Annotated in this window: 21 protein-coding genes; 11 read left to right on the plus strand and 10 right to left on the minus strand. The window is 71.1% G+C overall.

Going from position 1 to position 23,647, the window contains the following annotated elements:
* Window positions 1–287 precede the first annotated feature (287 nt).
* The 3 genes from ABUW04_RS04530 to ABUW04_RS04540 all read right to left on the minus strand — a co-directional run bounded on the left by ABUW04_RS04530 (window position 288) and on the right by ABUW04_RS04540 (window position 3,799).
* Window positions 288–1,052: a hypothetical protein gene (locus ABUW04_RS04530; RefSeq protein ID WP_380562916.1), complete on the minus strand. Its 765-nt coding sequence runs from the start codon at window positions 1,050–1,052 to the stop codon at window positions 288–290.
* Window positions 1,052–1,543: a SigE family RNA polymerase sigma factor gene (locus tag ABUW04_RS04535; protein WP_030252963.1), complete on the minus strand. Its 492-nt coding sequence runs from the start codon at window positions 1,541–1,543 to the stop codon at window positions 1,052–1,054. Before ABUW04_RS04535 ends, ABUW04_RS04530 begins: the two co-directional genes overlap by 1 nt.
* Before the next feature lie 306 nt (window positions 1,544–1,849).
* Window positions 1,850–3,799 carry an alkyl/aryl-sulfatase gene (locus tag ABUW04_RS04540; RefSeq protein ID WP_380562918.1) on the minus strand — a complete coding sequence of 650 codons (1,950 nt, stop codon included), beginning with the start codon at window positions 3,797–3,799 and terminating at the stop codon, window positions 1,850–1,852.
* A gap of 415 nt (window positions 3,800–4,214) precedes the next feature.
* Here ABUW04_RS04540 and ABUW04_RS04545 point away from each other — a divergent pair, with 415 nt between their 5' ends.
* From ABUW04_RS04545 to ABUW04_RS04565, 5 genes are all read left to right on the plus strand, one after another.
* Window positions 4,215–5,840, plus strand: coding sequence for a chitinase (locus ABUW04_RS04545; RefSeq protein ID WP_380562920.1), 1,626 nt, complete (start codon window positions 4,215–4,217; stop codon window positions 5,838–5,840).
* 136 nt (window positions 5,841–5,976) lie between these two features.
* Complete coding sequence (locus ABUW04_RS04550; protein ID WP_380562922.1) at window positions 5,977–8,634, plus strand: alpha-L-rhamnosidase-related protein; 2,658 nt, start codon at window positions 5,977–5,979, stop codon at window positions 8,632–8,634.
* Window positions 8,635–8,739: 105 nt separating this feature from the next.
* A complete protein-coding gene (locus ABUW04_RS04555) occupies window positions 8,740–9,405 on the plus strand; it encodes a winged helix-turn-helix domain-containing protein (RefSeq protein ID WP_380562924.1) in 666 nt (221 codons plus the stop codon).
* Between the two features lie 7 nt (window positions 9,406–9,412).
* Window positions 9,413–10,684, plus strand: coding sequence for a sensor histidine kinase (locus ABUW04_RS04560; protein WP_380562926.1), 1,272 nt, complete (start codon window positions 9,413–9,415; stop codon window positions 10,682–10,684).
* A gap of 44 nt (window positions 10,685–10,728) precedes the next feature.
* Window positions 10,729–11,706, plus strand: coding sequence for a glycoside hydrolase family 26 protein (locus tag ABUW04_RS04565; RefSeq protein WP_380562928.1), 978 nt, complete (start codon window positions 10,729–10,731; stop codon window positions 11,704–11,706).
* A gap of 7 nt (window positions 11,707–11,713) precedes the next feature.
* On the opposite strand, the gene ABUW04_RS04570 is transcribed toward ABUW04_RS04565, so the two are convergent.
* A complete protein-coding gene (locus tag ABUW04_RS04570; protein WP_380562930.1) occupies window positions 11,714–13,579 on the minus strand; it encodes a glycoside hydrolase family 76 protein in 1,866 nt (621 codons plus the stop codon).
* Window positions 13,580–13,760: 181 nt separating this feature from the next.
* On the opposite strand from ABUW04_RS04570, the gene ABUW04_RS04575 reads away from it, so the two are divergent.
* Window positions 13,761–14,612 (plus strand): MerR family transcriptional regulator, encoded by an 852-nt coding sequence (locus ABUW04_RS04575; RefSeq protein WP_380562932.1) that lies wholly within the window; start codon window positions 13,761–13,763, stop codon window positions 14,610–14,612.
* 12 nt (window positions 14,613–14,624) lie between these two features.
* Here the strand turns inward: ABUW04_RS04575 and ABUW04_RS04580 are convergent, their stop codons facing one another.
* Window positions 14,625–15,290 (minus strand): GntR family transcriptional regulator, encoded by a 666-nt coding sequence (locus ABUW04_RS04580; RefSeq protein WP_380562934.1) that lies wholly within the window; start codon window positions 15,288–15,290, stop codon window positions 14,625–14,627.
* A gap of 79 nt (window positions 15,291–15,369) precedes the next feature.
* The gene (locus ABUW04_RS04585; RefSeq protein WP_380562936.1) at window positions 15,370–16,545 is read right to left on the minus strand and encodes a CaiB/BaiF CoA transferase family protein; all 1,176 of its coding nucleotides are present in this window, start codon (window positions 16,543–16,545) and stop codon (window positions 15,370–15,372) included.
* Window positions 16,546–16,690: 145 nt separating this feature from the next.
* Here ABUW04_RS04585 and ABUW04_RS04590 point away from each other — a divergent pair, with 145 nt between their 5' ends.
* From ABUW04_RS04590 to ABUW04_RS04600, 3 genes are all read left to right on the plus strand, one after another.
* Window positions 16,691–17,866 (plus strand): acyl-CoA dehydrogenase family protein, encoded by a 1,176-nt coding sequence (locus tag ABUW04_RS04590; RefSeq protein WP_030252987.1) that lies wholly within the window; start codon window positions 16,691–16,693, stop codon window positions 17,864–17,866.
* Window positions 17,867–17,887: 21 nt separating this feature from the next.
* On the plus strand, window positions 17,888–18,253 hold the full coding sequence (locus ABUW04_RS04595; protein WP_380562938.1) for a cupin domain-containing protein: 366 nt from the start codon (window positions 17,888–17,890) through the stop codon (window positions 18,251–18,253).
* 101 nt (window positions 18,254–18,354) lie between these two features.
* On the plus strand, window positions 18,355–19,062 hold the full coding sequence (locus ABUW04_RS04600; protein ID WP_380562940.1) for a TetR/AcrR family transcriptional regulator: 708 nt from the start codon (window positions 18,355–18,357) through the stop codon (window positions 19,060–19,062).
* Window positions 19,063–19,069: 7 nt separating this feature from the next.
* On the opposite strand, the gene ABUW04_RS04605 is transcribed toward ABUW04_RS04600, so the two are convergent.
* The 3 genes from ABUW04_RS04605 to ABUW04_RS04615 form a co-directional block, all read right to left on the minus strand.
* Window positions 19,070–20,155 (minus strand): medium chain dehydrogenase/reductase family protein, encoded by a 1,086-nt coding sequence (locus ABUW04_RS04605; RefSeq protein WP_380562942.1) that lies wholly within the window; start codon window positions 20,153–20,155, stop codon window positions 19,070–19,072.
* Window positions 20,156–20,233: 78 nt separating this feature from the next.
* Window positions 20,234–20,590, minus strand: a complete 357-nt coding sequence (locus ABUW04_RS04610; RefSeq protein WP_380562944.1) for a nuclear transport factor 2 family protein — start codon at window positions 20,588–20,590, stop codon at window positions 20,234–20,236.
* Between the two features lie 17 nt (window positions 20,591–20,607).
* Window positions 20,608–21,351: an SDR family oxidoreductase gene (locus ABUW04_RS04615; protein ID WP_380562946.1), complete on the minus strand. Its 744-nt coding sequence runs from the start codon at window positions 21,349–21,351 to the stop codon at window positions 20,608–20,610.
* Window positions 21,352–21,488: 137 nt separating this feature from the next.
* Between ABUW04_RS04615 and ABUW04_RS04620 the strand changes: the two genes are divergently transcribed.
* Window positions 21,489–22,337, plus strand: a complete 849-nt coding sequence (locus ABUW04_RS04620; RefSeq protein WP_380562948.1) for a helix-turn-helix domain-containing protein — start codon at window positions 21,489–21,491, stop codon at window positions 22,335–22,337.
* Between the two features lies 1 nt (window position 22,338).
* A complete protein-coding gene (locus tag ABUW04_RS04625; RefSeq protein WP_380562950.1) occupies window positions 22,339–23,160 on the plus strand; it encodes a DUF1684 domain-containing protein in 822 nt (273 codons plus the stop codon).
* A gap of 11 nt (window positions 23,161–23,171) precedes the next feature.
* On the opposite strand, the gene ABUW04_RS04630 is transcribed toward ABUW04_RS04625, so the two are convergent.
* A complete protein-coding gene (locus tag ABUW04_RS04630; RefSeq protein WP_380562952.1) occupies window positions 23,172–23,540 on the minus strand; it encodes a gamma-glutamylcyclotransferase family protein in 369 nt (122 codons plus the stop codon).
* Between the last annotated feature and the right edge of the window lie 107 nt (window positions 23,541–23,647).

Here is a 23,647-nt window from a genome sequence, read left to right on the forward strand (position 1 = left end):
TGTTTCCCTTCACTGCTGTGGGTACTGCCGAATTGTTTCGGCCGGATCTGGAGGACGCCAGGCCGGCCGCTTCAACGGTTGCCTGGACCCCGAATATCGGGGGCCAGTCCTTGCGACTTCCGCCGATGGATTGATCCAATCATGACAAAGGATGGTTCGTCCAGTCGGCCTGTCGGATATTCCGTGAACATTTCCGGACCCGACAGCAATACCGTCCACTATTCCCCACGGAATTGTGACGGCATCTTCACACATTTCCGGTAACCCGCTCCGGCACCGATCACGGGTCAGCTCCCGGTGGCGATCTGGTCGAGCCGGTCCACCCGGCCCTGGGCGTCCCGGCCGACGCCGAAGAGCTGCTCGGGATGGAGCACCAGACCGGCCGCCAAGCCCGTGAGCGTGTTCACCGACGAACCGGTGCCCGTGCTCAGCGGGGCCGTGGTGGTCACCACCGCGTCCGGGAGCACCTGGAGCAGCTGAACCGTCCCGCTCGGGACCAGCTGTCCGCGCACGCAGTCGACCGGAACCGCGTACAGCAGTGCGTCCACGCCCGGGGTGAGACCGGCCGGCAGCTGGAGCGACTGCACCCGCTCCAGGGTCTCCCCGGTCCGGGCCACCGCGCAGCCCAGCACCTTGCCGGGGTCCGACGACGCCGAGGTGGCGGCGGTCGAGGGTCCGCTCGGCGTGATCGGGGCGGCGGCGGTGGAGGCGGCCACATCCGGGGCGCTGCTCGGGGTCGGCGACGGTCGCGGCTCGGCCGGCCCGGTGGTCCGCGGCGCGGCGGGTGCCGTCCCCGGTGCCGACGTGGTCGGGATCACGGCGGACACCGTAGGAACCCGCTGCGGGCCGGAACCGAGGGCTCCGGAGATCGCGAAAGCCGTGCCGCCGACCAGCAGCCCCGACAGCGCCAGGGCCGGCGCGCCCAGCACCCAGGGCCGCCGGCGCCGCTCCGCCCGGCGGCGCAACTCGGCCCCACTCAGCGGCGGTTCACCTGCGGCGGTCGCCGCGAGGCCGCGCAGCGACTCCCGGAGGCGCTCATTGCGTTCGCTCATCACGCTGACATTTCCATCAGGTCATCGGACAGATGCTTGGCCAGAGCCGCCCTGGCCCGTGACAGCCGGACCTTCACGGTGCCCTCCGGCGCCCCGGTCTCCCGGGCGACCTCGGCCACCGGCAGATCGCACAGGTAGTGCAGGACAACCACTCGACGCTGCTCCTCCGATATCTTGCGCAGCGCTGCCACCAGCGCTGCGTACTCCGGTCCCGGGCCCGGGGCGTCCGGCAGGGCGCCGTGCCGGAACACCGCCAGCAGCGAGCTGCGGGCCCGCCGCCATCTGCTCACCGCCAGCCGCCAGGCCACCGTTCGCACCCAGGCCTCCGGCGCCTGCGCCCCGGACAGCTCCTCACGCCCGCGCCAGGCCCGGACGAAGGCCTCCTGGACCACGTCCTGCGCCTCGGCCAGGTTCCCGGTCATCGCGTACAGCTGACCGACCAGCCGCGACCAGCTGCCGGCGTAGAACTCGTCGAACTCGTCAGGCGACAAGCGGCTCCCGCTCCCTGCTCCGGCGGCATCCGGCCCTTCCCGCCGTACGCGGGACACCGACTACCGGGCGCAGCCACACCGGCTGCGCACTGCTTCCACCACGTCCTCGCTCCCCCGGGCCGCGGTCCGAACATCCTGCCGGACCGAGGCACGATCCAAGCCCTCTACGCAGCCCGACACCGCCCCGGTTACATGCCCCGCCCCGATTTCTTGGTGACCTGGGTCACACGACCAGCGCAGCGACCCCTGAAGCACGACCAGGCCGACGAGGGCCGCTATCGCCGGGGGCAAGTCGATATCGACCGGTCAGTCCGGGGTGACGATGGCGAAGTTCTGGTTCGGGGTGTCCAGCAGTGCGAAGAGCCGGGCGATCAGGGTGGAGTCGCCGGTCATGGTGATTCCGGTGCTGCCCTTGCCGGCCAGCAGGGCCAGCAGCTGGACCTTGGTCATCGTCATGGTCAGCCCGGCGTCCGGGTTCGCGGTGGTGTCGGTGGTCCAGGTGAGCACGCCGTGGGCGAGGCGCAGGTGCCAGAAGACGCCGGCGACCAGCCAGTCGATCTCCAGCGCCACGTCCCAGGCCTTGGGGCCGTTCAGCCGGACCGCGATGCCGTCGACCAACTGGCCGACGGTGAGCGAGAGGTACATGTCGGGGCCGATGGTGGAGCCGGTGGCGGTCCTGATCCCGGCGGTCAGCTCCTGCGCGCCGGCCAGGTAGAAGTTGCGCCAGACCGCGTTCTCGGTGGCCTGGCCCAATCGGGTGTAGAGCTCGGCGAGTTGGGTCTTGGCCCGAGTGTCGCTCGGATCGGCGAAGACCGCCTTGTTCAGCAGCGTGACCGCGAAGCGCAGGTCTCCCTTCCTGGCGTACTCGGCCGCCCGGCGCCGCACCGCGGCGTTGCCGCCCAGGCAGTCGACCCAGCGCTTGGCGTCCTCGACCGGCGGGTGCTCCCACAGGTGCGCCGGATTGCCGTCGAACCAGCCCATGTAGCGCTGGTAGATGCCCTTGACGTTGTGGTTCAGCGAGCCGTAGTAGCCGCGGTTGGCCCAGATCCGGTCCAGGGCCGGGGGCAGTTGCAGCGTCTCGGCGATCTCGGTGCCGGTCCAGCCCTGGTTGATCAGCCGCACCGTCTGGTCGTGCATGTAGGCGTACAGGTCGCGCTGGTGGGTCAGCAGTCCGACGATGCTGTCGTTGCCCCAGGTGGGCCAGTGGTGCGAGGCGAAGGCCACGTCGGCCTTGCCGGTGTACAGGCCGATGGCCTCGGTGAGGTAGCCGGCCCAGGCGTGGGCGTCGCGGACCTCGGCGCCGCGCAGGGTGATGATGTTGTGCATGGTGTGGGTGGCGTTCTCGGCCATGCACACGGCCTTGAGGTCGGGGAAGAGGAAGTTCATCTCCTCCTGGCACTCGGTCCCCGGGGTCATCTGGAACTGGATCCGTACGCCGTCCAGGGTCACCTCCTGCCCGGTGGCCGAGATGTACTGGGTCGGCGCGATCAGTCCCACCGTGCCCAGCGAGACGGTCAGGCCCAGGCCGCAACCGATCTGCGCGGCGGCGCCGGTGGGCAGTTGGGCGCCGTACATATAGGCGGCCCGGCGCGACATGGCGGTGCCGACGTAGATGTTCTCGGTGACGGCATGGTCCATGAACCCGGCGGGGGCCAGGATCGGCACGCTGCCCGCGCCGTCCGGGAGCACGCCGCGGCAGCCGCCGAAGTGGTCGATGTGCGGGTGGGTGTAGATCATCGCGGTGACCTGCCGGTCGCCGCGGTTCGCCCGGTATAGTGCCAGGGCCGCCGCCGCGGTCTCGGCCGAGATCAGCGGGTCGATGACGATGATGCCGGTGTCGCCCTCGACGATGGTCATATTGGACAGGTCCAGGCCGCGGACCTGGTAGATCCGGTCGGTGACCTGGTAGAGACCCTGCCGGGAGAGCAGCTTGGCCTGCCGCCACAGGCTCGGGTCGGCGCCGGCCGGAGCCGCCCCGGTGAGGAAGGCGTAGGCGCCCGGGTCCCAGACCGTCCGGCCGGTGCTGTCGGTGATCTTTCCGGCCGGTACGGCCGCGATGAAGCCCCGGTCCGCGTCGGCGAAGTCGCTGGTGTCGCCGTAGGGCAGGCCGCTGGTGTCGGTGGCGGACTCGGCGGGGCCGCCGGTGCCCGGTCCGGCCTGGGCCAGGGCCTGGGCGGTCTGCGGGTTGAGCGCGACGGCGGCCGCGGCCGCGCCCGCGGCGGCCGTGACGAAGCCGCGCCGGTTGATCGGAGTCATGAGTGTGCGCCTCACGGAGGAGAGACGGGAGTCCCGCCGACGGCGGTGCCCCGAGTGATGGGCCCCCACTATTGCAGTCGCACTGCAATACAAGTCAAGGGTTTCGGCGCGGCCGCCCACGCGGGCAGCACACACCCCACCACCGGCCCGAACCGGACCGTGACCAGCACCTTCGAGGCCGCCGGAAGGTCCAACCCCCGGCCCCCGATCTGACCGTTCCTCACCTCACCTGCGTCGATGGGCACTTGGGTCCAGTGCCGCGCTCCCCGCCTTTCCAGACATCTTGACTGTACTCGTCCAGGCTGCTTCTCTAATACCTCACACGCCACTTGGTCTAAACCAATGGCGATCATCTCATGAATCGATTCAGAGCGGAGGTCGGATGCCGTCCGCCCGCATCGAAGAAAGAGGAAAGATGTCCGCACGCAGAAAGTTCGTCTCCGTATTATCAACCCTGGGGGTGATCGGGGCCATCGCGGTCTCCGGATTCACCACCGCCGCTCCGGCGGTCGCGGCCTCGTCCCCCAACGCCTGGCCCGCCCATGTGTTCGCCCCGTTCGTGGACACCTGGTCGAACAATGTGACCCTCACCGACGCCGCGAACTCCTACGGCACCAAGTTCTTCACCATCGCCTTCGTCGACGGTACCGGCTGTCAGTGGTCGATCGGCGAGCAGAGCACCGTGCAGTCCGAGATCGACAGCCTGCGCGCGATCGGCGGCGACGTCTCGGTCTCCTTCGGCGGCTACACCACCGACAACAACCTGACCGAGCTGGGCGACTCCTGCTCCTCCCCCGAGGCGGCGGCGGCCCAGATCGAGTCGGTGGTCACCACCTTCAACCTGTCCCACCTCGACTTCGACATCGAGGCGACCTCGCTGACCAACTCCACCGGCATCGACCGCCGCGACAAGGCCCTGGCCGAGGTCCGCTCCTGGGCCAGTTCCAACGGCCGCTCACTGTCGATCTCCTTCACCGTGCCCGCCACCTCCGGCGGCCTCAGCGGCGACGGGGTCAGCCTGCTCAACAACGCGCACGCCGACGGCTTCACGCCCGACGTCGTCAACCTGATGACGATGGACTACGGAGCCTCCGGCGTCGAGATGGGCAACGCCGCCAACTCGGCCGTGGACGCCGCGGCCGGCCAGGTCGCCAGCGCCTTCGGCATCTCCTCGGCCGCGGCGTACGCCAAGCTCGGCAACACCCCGATGATCGGTCAGAACGACAGCGCCGGTGAGATCTTCACCCTCGCCGACGCGGCCAGCGTCGAGAGCTACGACGCGTCCAAGGGCATCGCCCTGCTGTCGTACTGGGACGAGAACCGCGACAACGGCGGCTGCCCCGGAACGACCACGGCCTCGGGAACCTGCAGCGGCATCAGCCAGAGCACCGGCGACTTCGCCCGCGCCTTCCAGCCGTTCACCTCGGGCAGCAGCACCGGCGGCGGTTCCGGCTCCGGCAGCGCACTGGCCGGGACCTGGACCCAGTGCGCCTCCGAGAACGGCACCTGCGCCGTCGACGGGCACAAGACGGTGGCCTTCGGCGCCGCCGGCAAGTTCAACTACGGCACCCTGGGCAACTCCACCCCCTGCACCACCGGCGTCTTCGGCGACCCCGACCCGGGCGTGGTCAAGGCCTGCTACACCGAGACACCCCCACCGGCCTCCAACACCTGGACCTCCTGCGCCGCCGAGAACGGCAACTGCTCCTTCGCGGGCGTCATGACCGTGGCCTACGGAGCCAACGGCTCCTACAACTACGCCACCCTGCCCGGCGGCACCACCTGCTCCAACTCCGTCTTCGGCGACCCCGCCTCGGGCAGCGTCAAGTCCTGCTACGTGATCGCACCCCCGCCGTCCTTCACCACCTGGACCAGCTGCGCCGCCGAGAACGGCAGCTGCTCCTTCAGCGGCACCCACGAGGTCGCCTACGGAGCCAACGGCCAGTACTCCTACCAGGCCGTCACCAACGCGACCGGGTGCAGCAATTCGGTATTCGGCGACCCCATTCCGGGGACGGTCAAGAGCTGCTACGTGCAGTAGCCCTGCAGCACATCCCACGCACAATTCCGACGGCGGCATGCAACACCCCGACAATGAATCGTTACATGCCGCCGTCGAACCCCTCTGGTGGACGGAGCCCCGCTCCGTCCACCACCCCCATGAGGAAGGCTGGACGATGTCCCGTGTCCCCCTGCATCGCGCGTACCGCCTCGCGCTGACCGTCGGCGCCTGCGCTGCCCTGCTCGTCGCGCCCACCCTCGGATCGCCCGACCGGGCGACCGCCGCGTCGGCGACCGATCCGGGCAGCGCCTACAACCTCTCACCCACCTCGCGGACCCTGTCCCCGGCCTCCGTACACAGCACCACCGGGACCGTCAGCAGCCCGTCCAACCTGCTGTCCGGCCAGTCCACCCGGCTGACCGGACAGGGCTCCGCAGTCACCCTGGACTTCGGCAAGGAGGTCGGCGGCATCGTCACCCTGCACTTCGCCGGCTCCAGCAACAGCAGCCAGAGCGTCGGGCTGGCCTTCACCGAGTCGCCCCAGTACATCGGCACCAGCAGCGACAACTCCGCGGGCGGCACCGACGGCGCCATCTACGCCACCGTCTCGGGCTCGGGCAGCTACACCATGCCCACCGACAAGCTCCGCGGCGGCTTCCGCTACCTGACGCTCTTCCTCAACTCGTCCGGCTGGGTGGACCTCAACGGCGTCTCGCTCAACTTCACCGCGGCGCCGGGCGTCAGCGACCCGGCCGCCTACCCCGACTACTTCTACTCCAACGACGACCTGCTCAACCGGATCTGGTACGCGGGCGCCTACACCGTGCAGCTGAACACCATCGACCCCACCCAGGGCCGGGTCTACCCGCCGGTGTCCTCGGGCTGGGAGAACAACGGCACGGTCGGCTCGGGCAGCGAGGTGCTGGTGGACGGCGCCAAGCGGGACCGCTCGATCTGGTCCGGCGACCTGGGCATCTCCACCCCCACCGCCTACGTCAGCACCGGCGACACCCTCGGCACCCGCAACTCGCTGAACGCGCTCTACGCGGACCAGAAGTCGTCCGGCGAACTCCCTTGGGGCGGACCGGGGTTCAACCTCTACAGCTCCGACACCTACCACATGTGGACGCTGATCGGCACGTCCAGCTACTACCTGGAGACGGCCGACAAGGGCTGGCTCGACAGCATCTGGTCGCAGTACCAGCGCGGCGTCGCCTTCATCACCGCCAAGGTCGACGGCAACGGACTGCTCGACGTCACCGGCACCAACGACTGGGCCCGCGGCGACCAGGGCGGTGAGAACATCGAGGCCAACGCCATGCTCTACCACGTGCTGAGCACCGGCGCCTCGCTGGCGCAGGTCGAGGGCAACAGCTCGCTGGCGAGCAGCTACAGCAGCCAGGCCGCCGCGCTGCGCACCCAGATCAACACGCGGCTGTGGGACTCGGGCACCGGGGCCTACCGGGACAACCCCAGCAGCACCCTGCACCCGCAGGACGGCAACTCACTGGCCGTCTGGTACGGCGTGGTCCCCTCCGCGACCCAGGCCACCAGCATCGCCAGCTACCTGCGCGGCAACTGGAGCAGCATCGGCGCGAAGACCCCGGAGTTCAACGGCAACATCTCACCGTTCGCCGGCTCCATGGAGGTGTACGCGCACTTCACCGCCGACGACGACACCAACGCGCTGAACCTGATCCGCTCCGAGTGGGGCTACATGCTCAACTCGCCCATCGGCACCGGCAGCACCTTCTGGGAGGGCTACGGCGCCGACGGAACCCTGTCCGCCTACCCGGGCTCGTTCACCAGCATGGCGCACGGCTGGTCCACCGGGCCGACCGGCGCCCTGACCACGGACGTGCTCGGCATCGCGCCGACCGCCGCCGCCGGCGTCGGCTACCAGGTGGTCCCGCACCCCGGCGACCTCACCCACGTCGAGGGCACGCTGACCGTCGCGACCGGAAAGTCGATCCACGTCAGCTACGACCACCCGACCGACGGCAGCTTCGCCATGCAGGTCGACAGCTCCAGCAACAGCGGGTCGACCGGCGTGATCGCCGTCCCCCGGTTCGGGCAGGACCATGTGGTGAGCGTCAACGGCGCCACGGTCTGGAACGGCAGCTCCTTCACCGCCACCACCGGCATCACCAGCGCCGACCAGGACGCCGACTACATCTACCTGCGCGGCGTCGCACCGGGCTCCTACAGCGTCAGCTACCCGGCCACCGGCACCATCTCGCCCACCCAGTACCAGGCCCTGCCGGGCAGTTGGACCCAGTGCGCGGTCGAGAACGGCACCTGCGCGGTCGACGGCCACAAGACGGTGGCCTTCGGCGCCGCCGGCAGGTTCAACTACGCCACCCTGGGCAGCTCCATCGCCTGCACCACCGGCGTCTTCGGCGACCCCGACCCCGGCACCGCGAAGGCCTGCTACACCGAGACCCCGCCACCGGCCTCCAACACCTGGACGTCGTGTGCTGCCGAGAACGCCACCTGCTCCTTCTCCGGCGTGATGACCGTGGCCTACGGAGCCAACGGCTCCTACAACTACGCCACCCTGCCCGGCGGCGCCTCCTGCTCCAACGCCACCTTCGGCGACCCTGCCTCCGGCAGCGTCAAGTCCTGCTACCTGACCGGCGCCCCGCCCTCCTTCACCACCTGGACCAGCTGCGCCGCCGAGAGCGGCACCTGCTCGTTCAGCGGCACCCACGAGGTCGCCTACGGGGCCAACGGACAGTACTACTACCAGTCCCTCACCGGCGGCACCGCCTGCGGCAACAGCGAGTTCGGCGACCCGATCCCGGGCACAGCCAAGCTCTGCTACGTCCAGTGACGCAAGGGTGACGTCCGACAGCGTCCGCGGCCGACTCGAACACGGGTCGGCCGCGGACGCGTCGGTTCCGTGCGCCGAACGGGTCCGCAGGTAGGGTGGGCCGTCATGCGCGTGCTCGTGGTGGAAGACGATCCCGGACTCGGCCCCGCGATCGCGGCCGGGCTGCGCGCCGCGGGGTTCGCGGCCGACCTCGCGCAACGTCTCGACGAGGCCGACCTCAAGGTGTCGGTCAACGCCTACGACTGCGTCGTCGCCGACCGCGGCCTGCCCGACGGCGACGCCCTGGACCTGCTCAAGGTGTGGCGGGGCGCCGGCCGGACCTTCCCGGTGCTGATGCTGACCGCCTTCGGCTCCCTCGACGACCGGGTCACCGGCTTCGAACACGGCGCCGACGACTACCTCGTCAAACCCTTCGCAATGGCCGAGCTGACCGCGCGGGTACGCGCGCTGTGCCGCCGGGACCAGCCGCCGCGCCTTCCCGAGCTCATCGTCGGCGACGTGACCATGGACCTGCCGCGCCGCCGGGTGCGCCGCGCCGGCGTGCTGCTCACCCTCACCGCCAAGGAGTTCGCCGTACTCGAGGCGCTGATGCTCAAGGCCGGGCAGGTGCTGACCCGCAGCGAGCTGATCGAGAGCTGCTGGGACGAGCTGAGCGACCCGATGTCCAACGTGGTCGACGTGGTGATCCGCCAGCTGCGCCGCAAACTGGGGCCGCCCGACCTGATCGAGGCCGTCCGGGGCAGCGGCTACCGCATCGGCGATCCGGAGTGAGCCCCGAGTGACCGCCGACCGCCCGGCCGTCGCCAGGCTGCACCGGATGCGTTGGTCGATGACGCTGCTGTACGCCGCCTGCAGCGCCGCCTGCCTGATCGCGCTGGTGTTCATAGCCGCCGCTATCGACACCCGCTCCCGGGCCCACAGCCTCGACTCCGAGGTGGCCGGCCACGCCGAGGCGCTGTCCCGTGCCGTCTGGATGGACCAGGGCGTGCTGCACCTGGAGCCACTGTCGGAGGACGAGCTGGCCGGTGCCTCCACCGTCACCGCCGTGATCCAGCGCAGCGGCAACAGCCCGGTCAGGGTCCGCTGGGTCCGCCCCTCCTCCGGCACCGCGCTGCCCGCCCCGGCGGGGCTCGACGCACTGTGGGCCGCCACGGTCCGGACGCAGACGACATACCTGGACACAGTGGCGGCAGCCGACGGCAGAAAGCTGCGCTGGGCCGCGGCACCGGTGTGGGACGCCGACGACATCGGCGCCGTCGTCCTCACCGCGATCGACCCCGGACCCCGGGAACAGAGCCACCAGGAACTGCTCCGCTGGCTCGCCGCCGGCTGCGCCGCGCTGGTGCTCGTCTCGGCCGGAACCGGTCACCTGCTGTCCGGGCGCAGCATGCGTCCGGCACTGCGGGCGCTGGACCAGCAGGAACAGTTCCTGGCCGAGGCGGCCCACGAACTGCGTACCCCGCTGGCCACCCTGCGCCTGGTGCTGGAGGCCGGCAGCGCCGCACCGGACCGCTCGGCCCCGGCGACGCCCGAGGCAGTCCGGCTGGTCGACCACATGGGCCGCCTGGTGGCCGGGCTGCTGGTCAGGGCCCGAATCGAGGCGGGCAGCCGCGAACTGGAGCTCACCCCGCTACGGCTGGACCAGCTGGTCGAGCAGGTGGTCGACGAGCTGCCCGACGACGGCGCCGAGGTCACCGTGCGCACCGAGCCGACCGTCGTACGCGGCGATCCCGACCTGCTCGCGCAGGCGGTGCGCAACCTGATCGAGAACGCACTGCGCCACGGCGCCGCAGCCGACCGGGCGGCGTCGGTGCAGGTCGAGGTTGCGGCGGGCACGGTGCGGGTCCGGGACCACGGTCCGGGCATCGCCGCCGCCGAGCGCGAGCGGATCTTCGGGGAGCGGGTCGCCGGGCGGCCCGGCGGCACCGGTATCGGCCTGGCCATCGTGCGGTGGGTCGCCGAGCTCCACGGCGGAACGGCCGACGCGACCGAGGCCCCCGGAGGCGGAGCGCTGCTCACCCTCGCGATCCCCGAGCACACCCCGTCCTGACGCACCTCATCGTCTCCTCATCAACCGGTCGCCATCCTGGGCCCGTGAAGATCTCCGGTACCTCATTCCTCAGCACATCCGCCCTGCTGCTGGCGCTCACCGCGCTCACCACCGCATGCTCCGGTTCCGGGCCGGCCATCGGCCACCGGGTGCTGGACCATGCCCAGGGCGCCGATCTGACGGTGAGCAGGTCGAGGGACATCCTCGTTCCCGCCAAGGGCGCGCTCCTCGGCCACTACTACGGCGCGGGGAGCATCGCCCAGACCGACGCCCGCATCGGCCGCAAGCCGGCCGTCCACCTCACCTACTACGGCTGGACCGACAACTGGACCAGCTCCTCCGCCACCCGCGCCGACTTCGCCGACGGCCGCATCCCGCTGGTCAACTGGGAGCCGTTCGACGTCGACTTCGACGACATCGTCAGCGGAAAGCTGGACGCGACGATCCGGGCCCGCGCCGACGGCGCCAAGGCGCTGGGCAAGAAGTTCTTCCTGGACTTCGCGGCCGAGATGAACGAGGAGGAGGGCTGGGGCGGCCACGACCCGGCGAAGTACATCGCCGCTTACCGCCACATCCACGACATCTTCGTCGCCCGCGGCGCCACCAACGTCGTCTGGGCCTGGTGCCCCAACGTCACCGACAGCCCCGACGCCCCCACCACGATGAGCTACTACCCCGGCGACAGCTACGTCGACTGGACCGGGGTCGACGGCTACAACTGGGGCACCTCCGACCCGGACTTCGAGTGGCAGGGCTTCAACGACCTCTTCGCCGACATCTACAAGAAGCTCGCCGCCAAGGGCAAGCCCATCATCATCGGCGAGATGGCCTCGGACGAGGTCGGCGGCTCCAAGGCCCAGTGGATCGACTCGATCGTCCCGACCCTCAAGAGCAAGTTCCCGCTGATCAAGGCCCTGGTCTGGTTCGACGTCGACAAGGAACGTCACTGGCAGATCAACTCGTCCGCGTCGTCCCTCGCCGCCTACGCCCGGATGGCGAAGGACCCCTACCTCAATCCCTGACGGAGCGTCACCCCGCCGCCGCGGTGAGCGCGCCCAGGGCGCTGGCCTGGGTGCGCCAGTCCGCCGGGTCGGGGCTGGTGCCGGCCCAGCGTTCGCCGAGGACGTTGAGGGGGGTGCGGTCCTGCGCCCACAGGGTGGTCGACTGCTGCTGGACGTAGTTCAGGTAGCTGCTGGATCCTGTGGCCCTGGCCAGGTCGGCGAAGTTCCGCATGAAGATGCCCTTGAACTGCTCCTGGTTGTCGTCGCAGGTAGCCGAGCCGGTGTCGCAGGACTCGGTGAGCACTCCGCCACTGGTCAGCGCGCTACTGCTGACGGCGGCGTCGGCCAGGGTGCGCGCGGTGGCCAGCAGCGAGCTGTCGCCGGTCACCTTCCACAGCTCGGTGAAGCCGCCGATGGCCAGCCCCTGGTTGTAACTCCACACGGTGGAGCCGTTGTTGGCGCAGGACGAGGTCAATCCGTCATTCACCAGCCCGGCCGAGTCGATCATCCCACTGGACCGGTACCAGGCCGCGGCGGTGGTCGCCCGCTGGAGCCACACGGTGTCACCGGGGATGCGCTGGTGCAGCGCCGTGGCCAGCCACAGGTACTGACCGTTGATCACCGCGTTCTTGTAGGTGCGCTCGCGGTCCCACCAGATGCCGCCGCCGCAGGTGCTGGTGTCCCAGTACTGCTGGAGGTAGTTCATGATGGTGACCGCCTCGTTCAGGTAGCGGGAGTTGCCGGTGTAGTCGTAGGCGTCCAGCCAGGCGATGGCCCACCAGGCGGCGTCGTCGTTGGCCCGGCTGATGAAGTCGCCCTCGATCGCGTCCGAGCTGCGCACACCGGCGGCGAAGACCCCCTTGTTCTGGTCGAAGGTGCGCGCGACGACCCAGTCGTAGTCGTGCGTGCCGGTGGTCCTGGCGAAGTCGATGAGGGCGGTGAGGGTGGCGGCCGAGTTCCACCAACTGCTGGGCCACCAGCCGTTGTAGGGATCGTAGGCGGACATCAGCGCGTCCGCCGCGCCCCGGGCCGGGGTCGGTGCCGGGCGGACCCAGGCGGTGCAACTGCCCTGCTGGTGGCTGGCCTCCCGGCCGCAGGCGCGTACCGCGCCGCCGTAGAGCAGACCACGCGGGTCGCGGGTGGCGTACATCGCGGTGCGGGTGCCGGTGGCCCCGGACGGGGTGCTGGTGCGGCCGAGCGAGGAGCCGTCCGGCCAGCTCGCGCCGCCGTCCCAGGAGCGGTCCAGCCAGATCTCGTCGCCGGCGCCGCCGGAGTCGATGCTCGCCCAGGCCATGGCGTTCTTCTGGTCGACGTGCAGCCGGATGGTGCGGCCGTACAGGGTGGTCGAGGCCACCGGTTGCACGTCGCCGGCCGCCTGGGCCGGGTCGGTGCCGTCGCAGAGGGTGTCGCAGACGGTGGGGTAGACCCAGTTGGTGCAGCCGACGGCGGCCGCGTCGCCGCAGGCCCGGACCAGGCCGCGCCTGTGGTCCCGGGGGTCGGTGATGTTGTACATCAGCGTCCTGGTGCCGGTCCAGGTGCTCGGGATGCTGGCCTTGCCCAGCAGTCCGTCCCAGCTGGCGCCGCCGTCCCAGGACCGGTCGATCCACACCGCGTCACCGGTCACGCCGCCGTCGATGCTGGCCCAGGCCATGTCGTCGGCGTCGGAGACGTGCAGCTCGACCTGACGGCCGTTCAGGTTCAGATCGGGTACCGGAAAGCTCTCCTGCTTGGCCAGCGAGGGGTCCTGGGTGTCGCAGGCCAGCACGCACACCGTGGTGGCGGCCCTGGCCGGCGCCGCGGCCGGGACCAGCGCGACCGCCACCACGGCGGCCACCAACAGGAACCTGAGCAGACGGGAGAAGCCGGCAACGACACCGGCGCGGGGTGAGGACATCGGGACTCGCCTCCTTGAATGCGGTGGGGGTGTTAAAACGATTCAAGTCGTTCGAGCGGACTCACCGTAGTGTCATGCTCACGACGGAGTCAAGGCATCGAGACCCGGGGTTCCTCCGCGCGACCGACCCGATCGGCGCTGCGTTTGAGGTTCCCCCGGGGCAAGGTCATAGGTTCGGGACATGGCGGACGGACCCGAACTGATCACGGTCGGTCAGCTGGCGCGCCGCGTCGGCCTGACCGCGAAGGCCCTGCGGCACTACGACCGGGTGGGGCTGCTGGCGCCGGCCGTGGTCGACCCCGACACCGGCTACCGGTTCTACGGACCCGACCAGGTCGCCGACGCCCGGCTGGTGGGACTGCTGCGCTCGGTCGACGTGCCGCTGGAGCAGGTCCGCGCATGCCTGGCGGCACCGCACGACCAGGCCGTGGTCCAGCAGGTGCTGCTGCAGCACCGGCGCCGGCTCCAGGCCCGCCTGGACCGGGTCCGCGGCGACCTGCACCGCACCGACCATCTCATCGAGGACGGAGTCACCACACCCATGACCGACCAGGACACCCAGCAGCAGACCCCGCAGACCACCGGCGACGAACGCCGCATCGCCGTCGACCTCTTCAACGGGGTCTGGCGACTGCTGGAGCAGGAGGACCGCAGCGTCGAGGAGGACGACCGGATGCTGCACATGGCGCACGCCTCGCGCTACCACTGGGGCCAGATCGGAGCCCCGGTCAACCTCAGCCGCGGCGAGTGGCAGTGCTCACGCGTCTACGCCGTGCTGGGCCGCTCCGAGCCCGCCCTGCACCACGCGACGCGCGGCCTGGAGATCTGCCGCGCCAACGACATCGGCGACTGGGACCTGGCCTACGCCTACGAGTCCCTGGCCCGCGCCCACGCGGTGGCCGGCGACAAGGAGCAGGCCCGGACCTGGACCGAACAGGCCCTGGCCGCCGCCGAGGACATCGCCGAGGACGAGGACCGCGAACTGGTCCTCACCGACCTGGAATCCATCCCCGGCCAGCCGCGCTTCTGGTGACGCTCCGAGCGCTCAGCCCTGTTCGAGCATCTCCGCCAGCGCCGCGACCGCCTGTGCCCGGTGCCGGTCGAGCAGGCGCACCGCCTCGTCCGCCGCCCCGCCGCGCAGCGCGGCCAGGACCGCACGGTGCTCCTGCACCACGTGGTCCCGGTTGGCGGCCTCGACGTAGTACAGCGAGCGGTAGGCGTCGGTGGCGTCCCACAGCGTGGCGATGAGCCGGGCCAGCCGCGGCATCCCGGCCGCCTCGTACAGGGCGAAGTGGAAGCGGCGGTTGGCGGCCGTCATCGCGGACACGTCCGCCGCCCCGGCCGCCTCCTCCACCTGGGCCTGGGCCGCTTCCAGCGCCGCGAGGGCCTGCTCGTCCATCTTCCCCGCCGCCTGCCGTACGGCCTCCGCCTCCAGGAGCTCGCGGATCCGGTAGACCTCGCGCAGGTCGGCCAGCGACAGCTCGGCGACGAAGTAGCCGCGGTGCACCTCGTGCACCACCAGGGCCTCGGCCTCCAGGGTCTTCAGCGCCTCGCGCAGCGGGACCCGGCTGACGCCGAGTTCCTCGGCCAGCGCCTCCTGACGGATCGGCGCCCCCGGCTTCAGCTGTCCGCTGGTGATCGCCCGGCGCAGCTCCCCCAGCACGAACTGCTGAGCGGTCGGCGGGCGCCGCCGCTGCACGGGGCTGGTCATCGCGGGTCTCTTCCCTCTCCATCGGTGCCGGGGTGGATCTTGCCGGGCGCGTTCATCCTAGGGGTTGCCGCTCGACGTCCTACGGACACGGCAGGTCCAGCTCGGCCAGTACCTGGCGGGTGTGCTCGCCCAGCCGGGGCGGTGCGCTGCGGTAGGCGGCCGGGGTGGCGCCGAGGCGGATCGGGTTGGCGACCTGCTCGACCGGTGTGTCACGGCCCGGGTCGTCGATGGCGACCCTGGCCTCCAGGCCCAGCCGCTCGGCCAGGGCGAACGCCGCCTCCAGGTCGTTGATCGGGCCGCAGGGCACGCCCACGGCGGTGAGGGCCTCGAACCAGGCGTCCGCCGAGCGGGTACGCAGCGGGCCGTCGAGCGCCGCGAGCAGTTCCTCGCGGTGGGCCACCCGCGCCGCGTTGCCGGCGAACCGGGGGTCCCGAGCGAGCTCTGGCAGCCCCAACTCGGTTGCCAGCGCTGCGAACTGACGGTCATTCCCGACCGCGAGCGCCAGCGGGCGGTCCTTGGCGTCGACGACCTCGTACGGTGCGATCGAGGGGTGGCGATTGCCCATGGCCCGCGGCACCACACCGCCGGCCAGATAGGCGGACGCCTGGTTGGTCAGCGCCGACAGCAGTGAGGCGAGCAGCGAGACCTCCACCCGCTGCCCCTCCCCGGTGCGCTCGCGATGGCGCAGGGCGGCGAGGACGCCCATCCCCGCGTGCAGACCGGTGATCACGTCCACCAGGGCGACGCCGGCCTTGGTTCCCGGGCCCTGCGGCTCCCCGGTCACGCTCATCAGCCCGCCCATCGCCTGCACCAGCAGGTCGTAGCCGGGCAGCGCGGCGCCGCCCGCGGTCCCGAACCCGGTCACCGAGCAGTACACCAACCCCGGGTTGAGCGCCCGCAGCTCCTCGTAGCCGAGACCCAGGCGCTCCATGGTGCCAGGGCGGAAGTTCTCCACCAGCACGTCCGCGCGGGCGGCGATCGCCCTGGCGGCCCGACGGTCCTGCTCCTCGGCCAGGTCCAGGGCGACGGAGCGCTTGTTCCGGTTGACGCCGAGGTAGTAGGTCGCCTCCCCGTCCGCGAACGGCGGGCCCCAGGCCCGGGTTTCGTCGCCGCTGCCGGGGCGCTCGATCTTGACGACCTCGGCGCCGAGGTCGGCGAGCAGCATGGTCAGGTACGGGGCGGCGAGCACCCGGCCGAAGTCGGCCACCACGATCCCGGCCAGGGCCCCTTCGGGCTGCGCGCTGCGAGGCGACATACGGGCTTCCTCTCGTACCTTGGCTCGTACCGTGGCTCATACCTTGGCAAGTACCGGGCATCGGGCTACGATCCACATTGGATCCAACATCCGATATCCACTCTAGCGTCGGCCGCGCGCCCTTGTCAGCAGTCGGGAGACCTCGATGGCAGCCCAGCCCGTCCACCCCTTCGACCTGTTCGGGATCGACACCCTGCTCAGCGACGAGGAGCGCGACATCCGCGACACCGTCCGCGCCATGGGCGACCGCGAACTGCGGCCCCAGGTCGCCGACTGGTTCGACCAGGGGGTGGTGCCGGCCCGCGAACTCGCGCTGAAGCTCGGCGAGTTGGGCGTCCTCGGGATGCACCTGCAGGGCTACGGCTGCGCCGGCACCAGCGCCGTCTCCTACGGCCTGGCCTGCCTGGAACTGGAGGCCGTCGACTCCGGCCTGCGCAGCCTGGTCTCGGTCCAGGGCTCGCTGGCGATGTACGCGATCTGGAAGTACGGCTCCGAGGAGCAGAAGCAGCAGTGGCTGCCCGGCATGGCGGCCGGACGGTTCATCGGCTGCTTCGGCCTGACCGAGCCGGACGCCGGCTCCGACCCGGGCGCCATGCGCACCCACGCCAAGCGGGACGGCACGGACTGGGTGCTCAACGGCACCAAGATGTGGATCACCAACGGCTCGGTCGCGGACGTCGCCGTGGTCTGGGCCCGCGCCGAGGACGGCGTCCGCGGCTTCCTGGTCCCCGCCGGGACGCCGGGCTTCAGCGCCTCCGACATCAAGCGCAAGGTCTCCCTGCGCGCCTCGGTGACCAGCGAGCTGGTCCTGGAGGACGTCCGGCTGCCCGCCGACGCGATGCTCCCTGGCGCCCGCGGCCTGTCCGGGCCGCTCGGCTGCCTCAACGAGGCCCGCTTCGGCATCGTCTTCGGCGCGCTGGGCGCCGCACGCGACTGCCTGGAGACCGCCATCGCCTACGCCGCCGACCGCAGGGTCTTCGACCGCCCGCTGGCCGGTTTCCAGATCACCCAGCAGAAGCTGGCCGACATGGCCCTGGAACTAGGCAAGGGCATGCTGCTCGCGCTGCACCTGGGACGCCTCAAGGACGCCGGACAGGCCACCCCCGAGCGGATCAGCCTGGGCAAGCTCAACAACGTCCGCGAGGCCTTGGAGATCGCCCGGCAGTGCCGCACCGTGCTGGGCGCCAACGGCATCACCCTGGAGTACCCGGTGATCCGCCACGCCAACAACCTGGAGTCGGTCCTCACCTACGAGGGCACCAGCGAGGTCCACTCCCTGGTCATCGGCAACGCCCTCACCGGCCTCCCGGCATTCCGCTGACCACCGGAAGGAGGCGGGCCGGTGAACGACGGCCTCGACCTGAAGCGCGCCCTGGAGTTCCTCGCCGTCGACAGCCTGCCCTGGAGTGACGCGCCGGGCTCCCCCGGAGTGTCGGAGCGCGTGCTGAGTGCGGCGCCCTCCGGCGACGGCGACGAACTGACCCGGCTGGCCCGTTGGGCCCCCGGGCTCGACACCTCCCCCGCGGGGGTGATCCGGCACCAGTACTGCGAGGAAGTCCTGATCCTGGAAGGTGAGTTGGAGGACCTCACGCTCGGCGCCGTGTTCACCGCCGGCCACTACGCCTGCCGCCCTCCCGGCATGCCGCACGGCCCCTACCGCACCACCACCGGCTGCGTGATGTTGGAGATCCGCTACCGCCCGCGGTGACTCCGGCGGGCGACGGGGCGACAGCAGGTATCGCAATCGCGATAGAGTGAAGCTGTTGCTATGCCCTGGCGCCCCGGCGCCCGCAGCGGAGGAGTACACCCATGGCGGCCCAGACCCGCAGCCCGCGCGAGCGCTACCGCGAGCAGACCCGGGCCGAGATCAAGGCGATCGCGGTGCGCCAGCTCGCCGAGGGCGGCGTGGGCAGTGTTGCACTGCTGCGGATCGCCAAGGACATCGGTATGTCGGGTCCGGCCCTGTACCGCTACTTCGCCGGCCGGGACGAGCTGCTGTCGGAGCTGGTCGTCGACGCCTACCAGGAGGCCGCCGACGCGATCCACGCCGTCGAAACCTCGGCGGGCGGACGGGCGGCGCTGCACGCGCTGGCGGCGGCCTTCCGCGAGTGGGCGGTGGCCCAGCCGCATCTGTACCTGCTGATCCAGGGCACTCCGGTGCCCGGCTTCACCGCGCCGGCCGAGACCCTGCTGCTGGCACGGGCGGTCATCGGGCCCTTCCTCGCCGTCTTCGCCCAGGGGCGGCCGCTGCGCACGCTGGACCCGCTCATCGACGAGTTCGGACGCTGGCTCGGGGAGGAGCCCGAGGTCGCGGCCTGGGTGGGGCAGTGGACCGGCCTGGCCGCCGACGATCCCGCCGCCGCCGTCGCGCTGACCGGCGCCATCACCGCCTGGCCGCAGATCCACGGCACCGTCAGCCTGGAGACGGCCGGTCAGTTCACCGGCATGGGACACCGGCCGGCCACCCTGCTCGCCGTCCAGATCGACATCCTGGCCGACGCCTTCCAGCTGGCCTGACCCCGGGTCAGTCGCCGTCGGGCCCGGACGGCACCAGCACCACCTTGCCGACCACGGTGCCCGACTCGGCGAGTTCCATCGCCGCCCCGGCCTCCGCCAGCGGCACGCGCGCCGCGACCTGCGCGGTGAGCACACCCTTGGCCAGCAGCTCCAGGACCGCGGTCAGCTCCTGACGCAGCCGCGCACGGAAGGCGTCCCTGCGCCGCAGCCCGGCCCAGATGTTGAAGAACGAGGCGTGCCGACCGTTGGGCGCGAGGTTCCACAGCATCAGCCGGGCGAAGAGCTTGAGGACCGGCAGCCTGGACGAGCCCGCCGCGTCCCGGGTCGAGGCGGTGCCGTAGGAGACCAGCGAGCCGCCGGGGGCCAGCAGGCGCCAGGAGTCGACGATGCCGGCGCCGCCGACGTGGTCGAAGACCGCGTCCACGCCTTCCGGCGCGAGCGCGCGGACCTGCTGGTAGAGGTCGGGGGCGCGGTAGTCCAAGGGCTCGGCCCCGAGCGCGCGGACCGCGTCGGCGTTGCGCGGGGAGCAGGTGCCGATCACCCGGATCCCGGCGTGCCGGGCGAGCTGCACCAGGGTGCTGCCGACACCGCCGTTGGCGCCGAGCACCAGCACCGTCTGCCCGCGCCGGACCTTGGCCGTGCGGTGCAGCATCGCCCAGGCGGTGATCCCGTTCACCACGACCGTCTCGGCCTCGGCCGGGTCGACCCCCTCGGGCACCGGCACCAGGTCAGCGGCGTCCAGCAGGACGGCGCTGCTCCAGCCGCCGACCTTGGTCAGCGCGGCGACCCGACGGCCGACCAGCCCGGCGTCCACCCCTTCGCCCACCGCGGTGACCACACCCACGCAGTCGTAGCCCGGGACGAACGGGAAGGGCGGCTGGTCGTAGTACTTGCCGCGCCGCATCTGCTGCTCGGCGAAGGACACCCCGCTCGCCTCCACCCGGACCCGGGCCTGACCGGGCCCGGGACGACCGAGCGCGCGCTGACGCACGATCAGACCGGCCGGCTCCACGACACCGGGCAGCACGACCTCCGTCGCGATCTCCGTCTCCGTCGCCATCGGGTCGTCGATGCCCCGGGGTGCAGTACTCATGGTCGTCTCTCCTTCTCAGCCACTCACCGACCGTCTCAGTTATAGACTGTAACTTATGCTACGACCCATCGCAATCGATCAGATCTGGTTGTTCCACATGCGGAAGACGCTGCACCTGCCGTTCCTCTCGAAGGTGACCGTCCAGAGGTTGGCGAAGGTCCCCAGTTCCTTGTAGCGACCGGTGCCCTCGATCGCCGCGGTGTCCCCGTTGATGACGAGGAGCGACCAGTCGAAGTCCCAGCCGCCCTCCTGCCAGCCCGCCCGGCCGATCCAGCCGTCGACGATCGCCTCACGGCCGATCCAGTCGGTCTCGTAGGGGCGCTCGTGGTACTCGGCCTGCGGGGTGAACAGCGCGGCGATGTCCTTCCTGCCGTTGCTGCTCCAGGCCCGCAGATAGCCCTCCACCCAGGCCCGCACCTGCTGCTCGGTCACCATCGGTGCCGCCTTCCCGCTCATCCCTGGGCGGTGGGCCGGACCACCAGCTCGTTGACGTCCACCCCGGCCGGCTGGCTGATCGCGTAGTGGACGGCCTCGCCGATCGCGGCGGCGGGGATCGCGATGCCCATCTGCGCCTCCACCGCGTCCTTGATGCCCCCGTCGCCAATGGACCCGGTCAGCTCGCTGCGGGTCAGCCCCGGGCTGATCACCGTGACCCGCAGCTCCCGGCTCTCCTGGCGCAGGCCCTCGGACAAGGCCCGGACGGCGTGCTTGGTGGCGCTGTAGACGGCCGCGGTCGGATCGACCCTCAGCCCGGAGACCGAGGCGATGTTCACGATGTGCCCGGCCCGCTGGGCCGCCATGACCGGCAGGACGGCCGCGATGCCGTGCAGCACCCCGCGCAGGTTCACGTCGATCATGCGGTTCCACTCGTCGACCCGCAGTGCGTCCAACCGCGACAGCGGCATCACCCCGGCGTTGTTGACCAGGACGTCGACCCGCCCGTACCGGTCCTGCGCGGCGCGGACGAAGGACCGCATCGCGGCCGGGTCGGTCACGTCCAGCCGGTGCGGCAGGGCGCTGCCGCCCTGGGCCTGGATCTCCTCGGCCAGGACGGCCAGGCGGTCGGTGCGGCGGGCGCCGAGCACCACCCGGTGGCCCGCGGCGGCGAGCCTACGGGCGGTGGCCTCGCCGATCCCGCTGCCGGCCCCGGTGATCAGGACCACCTTCGGAACGGCCTCGGTGGATGGAGTGGTCATGACCTGCCCTTTCGCAATGTCGACGGCGCGGCGGTGCACCGGCCGGCCCCGCCAGCATGTGGCCGATCGCGGGCAGGGGGCAGGACCGGTCTTCCTGGGTGCACCGCTCCTAGGAAGCCGCGGCGTACGATCACGACATGAGCGGTAACGAACTGGGGCAATTCCTCCTGGCGCGACGCTCCCGCGTCAGCCCCGCCGACGTGGGCTTCCCCCGCTCACGGGACCGCCGGGTCAGTGGGCTGCGGCGCGAGGAGGTCGCGGTCCTGGCCGGAGTCAGCGCCGACTACTACGCCCGGCTGGAGCAGGGCCGCGAGCGGCATCCCTCCGGCCAGGTGGTCGACGCCCTCGCCCGCGCCCTGCACCTGGACGCCGACGCCTGCTGGCACGCCTACCGGCTGGCCGGACTCGTACCCAAGCCCGAAGCCCCCTCCCCCGCCGCGGAACGGGTCGCCCCGGAACTGCTCCGGCTGATGGACGCCTTTCCGGCGGCCGTGGCCTATGTGATCAACCGTCGCCTGGACGTGCTGGCCGCGAACGCCCTCGCCGACGCCCTGCTGTCCCCGCTGGCGGACCGGCGCGGCATGGCCCGTTCGCTGTTCTGCGACCCGGCGGCCCGGGCGCTGTTCGCCGACTGGGACTCGGTGGCCAGGGACACCGCCGCCGCCCTGCGGCTGGCCCACGGCCATGAGCCGCACGACCCGCGCACCGCCGCCCTGATCAACGGACTGCTCGCCGACAGCGAGGACTTCGCGGCGCTGTGGCAACGCCAGGACGTCGGCCGGCTGGGCAGCAGAACCAAGACCTTCAACCACCCCCAGGCCGGACGACTGACCCTCAGCTACCAGACCTTCGAGGTCCAGCACGCCCCCGGCCAGCACCTCCTGGTCGGCACCGCCGAGCCCGGCGGCCCCGACGCCCGCGGCCTGGCGCTGCTCCGCACACACTGCCGCAGTACACCGTTCACAATCGGGCAGGAGAATGGTTGACATGACGACCATTCAGGAGATCGACCCCACCGCCTTCACCCAGCAGTGGGAGGAGTGGAGCACCACCCACGCGCGGGTCCTCGCCGACCCGCACGGCTTCCTCGCCATCACCGGCCTGCACTGGCTGGACCGGCAGCCCACCCGGTTCGAGGACGCACCCGGCGCCTGGTCCACCTCCGACGAGGGGGTGGTGGTCGACCTGGACGAGGGCGAACAACTCACCCTCGACGGCGTCACGATCACCGGACGGCACAGTTTCGGCGTCATCGCCGAGCGGGCCAGCATCTACCCCGCCATCGGCGACGCGGTGATCGAGGTCGCCAAGCGCGGTGGCCACGACATCATCCGCCCGCGCCACCCGGAGAACGCCCTGCGCACCGCGTTCACCGGCACCCCGGCCTACCGGCCCGACCCGAAGTGGGCCGTGACCGGCCGCTACCTGCCGTTCGAGACGCCCAGGCCGACGACCGTGGGAGCAGCGGTCGAGGGGCTGCAGCACGTCTACGACTCCCCCGGGCAGATCGAGTTCCAGCTCGACGGGGCGGTCCACCGGCTCACTGCCTTCAACGGCCGGGAGCCCGGCAGCCTGCTGGTGCTCTTCACCGACGCCACCTCGGGCGTGACCACCTACGCCGCCAACCGCAGCCTCGCGGTGGCCGCCCCTGACGACGAGGGCACCGTACTGCTCGACTTCAACCGGGCCGCCAACCTCCCCTGCGCCTACACCGACCTGGCGACCTGCCCGCTGCCGCCGGCCGAGAACCGGCTGCCGGTGGCGATCGAGGCCGGCCAGAAGATCCCCCTGGAGCGCCTCGCCGACTGAGCGCCGCCCTACTACTCCTCGTTCCCCGAGGTGGCGGCATCGAGGTAGACCCACGCCGTGGTGCCCGAACCCAGAGTGACCCGGACCCGGGCGTAGTCGTCCACCTCGTAGGCGTCGGCCGCGGCCAGTTCGGCGTCGGTGATCGCGAAGACGACCCCCTCGACACTGTCACCCGGGTCCTCGGAGGGCGCGACCAGCGGATGCCGATCGGTGCCGCTGGCCGCGATCACCTCGGGGTCGGTGATCGCAATCATGGTCAACCGGTGCCCCGGCAAGGTGTCCGGCCGGCCCTCCAGGATCCTGCCGAACTGCGACAGTTGGACCTCTCGGAACTGCAGCGTTCCGTAGGAGAACAACATCTGGTCGGCCGGTGCGCTCATGATCGGGTACGTCCTCGTCTCGGCTCTGTCGGGCGTCAGTGATCATCCGCCGCCCCCAACCTATCGAACGGTGGATCGGGTTAGGCTTCCCTGCCGCTGCCGATGGA

Source organism: Streptacidiphilus jeojiensis (assembly GCF_042510965.1).
Taxonomy (GTDB): domain Bacteria; phylum Actinomycetota; class Actinomycetes; order Streptomycetales; family Streptomycetaceae; genus Streptacidiphilus; species Streptacidiphilus jeojiensis.

What these genes read in the sequence shown, in the direction of transcription:
- ABUW04_RS04555 (WP_380562924.1), top strand. Translation starts at nt 8,740, where the DNA reads ATGCGCGTGCTCGTGGTGGAAGACGATCCCGGACTCGGCCCCGCGATC.
- ABUW04_RS04625 (WP_380562950.1), top strand. Translation starts at nt 22,339, where the DNA reads ATGACGACCATTCAGGAGATCGACCCCACCGCCTTCACCCAGCAGTGG.
- ABUW04_RS04630 (WP_380562952.1), bottom strand. Translation starts at nt 23,540, where the DNA reads ATGAGCGCACCGGCCGACCAGATGTTGTTCTCCTACGGAACGCTGCAG.
- ABUW04_RS04545 (WP_380562920.1), top strand. Translation starts at nt 4,215, where the DNA reads ATGTCCGCACGCAGAAAGTTCGTCTCCGTATTATCAACCCTGGGGGTG.
- ABUW04_RS04600 (WP_380562940.1), top strand. Translation starts at nt 18,355, where the DNA reads ATGGCGGCCCAGACCCGCAGCCCGCGCGAGCGCTACCGCGAGCAGACC.
- ABUW04_RS04620 (WP_380562948.1), top strand. Translation starts at nt 21,489, where the DNA reads ATGAGCGGTAACGAACTGGGGCAATTCCTCCTGGCGCGACGCTCCCGC.
- ABUW04_RS04540 (WP_380562918.1), bottom strand. Translation starts at nt 3,799, where the DNA reads ATGACTCCGATCAACCGGCGCGGCTTCGTCACGGCCGCCGCGGGCGCG.
- ABUW04_RS04585 (WP_380562936.1), bottom strand. Translation starts at nt 16,545, where the DNA reads ATGTCGCCTCGCAGCGCGCAGCCCGAAGGGGCCCTGGCCGGGATCGTG.
- ABUW04_RS04575 (WP_380562932.1), top strand. Translation starts at nt 13,761, where the DNA reads ATGGCGGACGGACCCGAACTGATCACGGTCGGTCAGCTGGCGCGCCGC.
- ABUW04_RS04590 (WP_030252987.1), top strand. Translation starts at nt 16,691, where the DNA reads ATGGCAGCCCAGCCCGTCCACCCCTTCGACCTGTTCGGGATCGACACC.
- ABUW04_RS04530 (WP_380562916.1), bottom strand. Translation starts at nt 1,052, where the DNA reads ATGAGCGAACGCAATGAGCGCCTCCGGGAGTCGCTGCGCGGCCTCGCG.
- ABUW04_RS04615 (WP_380562946.1), bottom strand. Translation starts at nt 21,351, where the DNA reads ATGACCACTCCATCCACCGAGGCCGTTCCGAAGGTGGTCCTGATCACC.
- ABUW04_RS04570 (WP_380562930.1), bottom strand. Translation starts at nt 13,579, where the DNA reads ATGTCCTCACCCCGCGCCGGTGTCGTTGCCGGCTTCTCCCGTCTGCTC.
- ABUW04_RS04605 (WP_380562942.1), bottom strand. Translation starts at nt 20,155, where the DNA reads ATGAGTACTGCACCCCGGGGCATCGACGACCCGATGGCGACGGAGACG.
- ABUW04_RS04610 (WP_380562944.1), bottom strand. Translation starts at nt 20,590, where the DNA reads ATGGTGACCGAGCAGCAGGTGCGGGCCTGGGTGGAGGGCTATCTGCGG.
- ABUW04_RS04580 (WP_380562934.1), bottom strand. Translation starts at nt 15,290, where the DNA reads ATGACCAGCCCCGTGCAGCGGCGGCGCCCGCCGACCGCTCAGCAGTTC.
- ABUW04_RS04550 (WP_380562922.1), top strand. Translation starts at nt 5,977, where the DNA reads ATGTCCCGTGTCCCCCTGCATCGCGCGTACCGCCTCGCGCTGACCGTC.